Origin of the sequence: Bartonella tribocorum, assembly GCF_002778015.1 — a bacterium.
GTDB lineage: Bacteria > Pseudomonadota > Alphaproteobacteria > Rhizobiales > Rhizobiaceae > Bartonella > Bartonella tribocorum_B.
Genome location: NZ_NJPP01000068.1, coordinates 1 through 1844, shown reverse-complemented (window position 1 = coordinate 1844; position 1844 = coordinate 1). Strand labels below are relative to the sequence as shown.

At 38.5% G+C, this 1844-nt stretch carries 1 protein-coding gene; it reads right to left on the bottom strand.

Going from position 1 to position 1844, the window contains the following annotated elements; genetic code table 11:
• Positions 1-481: 481 nt before the first annotated feature.
• Positions 482-1834 (bottom strand): BID domain-containing T4SS effector, encoded by a 1353-nt coding sequence (locus CEV08_RS09115; RefSeq protein WP_100131274.1) that lies wholly within the window; start codon positions 1832-1834, stop codon positions 482-484.
• Between the last annotated feature and the right edge of the window lie 10 nt (positions 1835-1844).

The following is a 1844-nucleotide window of genomic DNA, read 5'->3' as shown; positions in this document are numbered from 1 at the left end:
GCGTGGAGGGGTCCTCTGGATTTTCTGTGCTGAGGGGGATTGTGGCGGCTTGCGTGCTTTGAAAACCTTGGGGAGGGTTGGTGAGGGATTGTTCATCCTGTTGTTGAAATTTTTGCATCATTTCGACTATTCTAGGGGAGGGGGATCTTTTTTTCATGCATGTTCCTTTCAAGTTTTTAAATTTGTTTTTTAAAAAGCTTTTTTTATATTTTTTGCCTTATGTTATTTTCATAATGTTGTTTTGAGTGATTGAAAAAATTTAGTCCTTTTCGTATGGAACCAAGTTAATGATGGAATAATGTCACAATGTTGGCCATTTTTACGAAATATTATCATAACTTTTGCATGAAGTTTTATCAATGCATTTTGTCATATGACRGCTTATTCAAATTTTTCTGTATGTTATGCGCCAACTTTGATGCAATTTTGGCAAGATAATTGCATCAAGGTTTTGTATGATAAGCCAATGATTATGAGACCATCACGACAACGCCATTGCTTTTGATGTTTTAGCGCGGTGAGATCGAGTTAGAAGTTGCTCTTCTTGCTTCGATGTTTCAGAAATCTCTCGATGATGATTTTTTGTTGACTGCTCAGGGATCTTCGGAGATTGCCATAGGCTTTGCTGCTTTTGCAATTTTCTATCAAGATCAGTAAGTGGTTGATGGCGTTGTTGTTGTTCTGTCTGATAATTTTGCACAATGGTGTCTCTCAACTGTTTTACCTTATCAGCATAATCCCTAATGGCGGTACAAAGGGCAGGAAGATGTTCTTCAGCCTCTTTTCGCGCACGATTTTTAGTACCAAGAACGGTTTCATCAGCGAGCTCAGAAATAGATAGAGGTTTTTTTGTTAGATCCCATAAGAGCTGTTCTCCCACTTCGGGGTTGTCTTTGATCTTTTGTAGACTTTGATCTAAAATAAACCGGTCACCAAAAACATTGTGGCATAAAAAGCGTATTTTGTCTTGATGTAATCCGTGCAACATCTTGTTTACATTATCAACATAATCCTTAATGGCGGTACAAAGGGCAGGAAGATGTTCTTCAGCCTCTTTGCGCGCACGATCTTTTGTGCCAAGAACGTTTTCACCAGCAAGCTCGGAAATAGATAGAGGGTTTTCTGTTAGATTCCATAAGAGCTGTTCTCCCACATTGGGGTTTTCTTTGATTTTTTGTATACTTTGTTCTAAGATAAGCCGGTCACCAAAAATCTTGCCACATAAAGAGCGTATTTTGTCTTGATGTAATCCGTTCAATATCTCTCTTGCCACTGGAAAAAGAGTTTGTTTGTGATATGATCTTTGTTGTTGTTCTATCTGGTGATTTTGCACAATGGTGTCTCTCAACTGTTGTACTGTATCAGCATAATCCCTAATGGCGGTACAAAGGGCAGGAAGATGTTCTTCAGCGGCTTTTCGTGCTGCAGTTTTTATGCCAAAGATTTTCCTGCCAGCAAGCGAACCAGAAGATTTAGAATAGTTTCCAATTTGATATGCAAGCTCTGCTCCCATCTCTGGAGCTTTTTGCATATCGTCTATTCTATGTTGCAAAATAAATGGGTTGCCAAAAACCATTTCACTCAAAAATTGGATTTCTCTTTTACTCTGTTTAACCGATGGATCTTGTTGAACTTTGCGGGCAATTTCATGATTTGAAAGAGGCTGGATTGTCTTTTCTTGTTGCGCTTGTTGATGCTGTCGTTGTTTTATTTGAGAACTTTGTGAAATATTCTCTTGTGTGTATTTTACAGTGAATACAAAATCTTCTATGGCGGAATTTAGAGGTTCAAGCGCTTCTTCAGCCTCTTTACGCGCACGATTTTTTATGCGCACGATTTTTTAT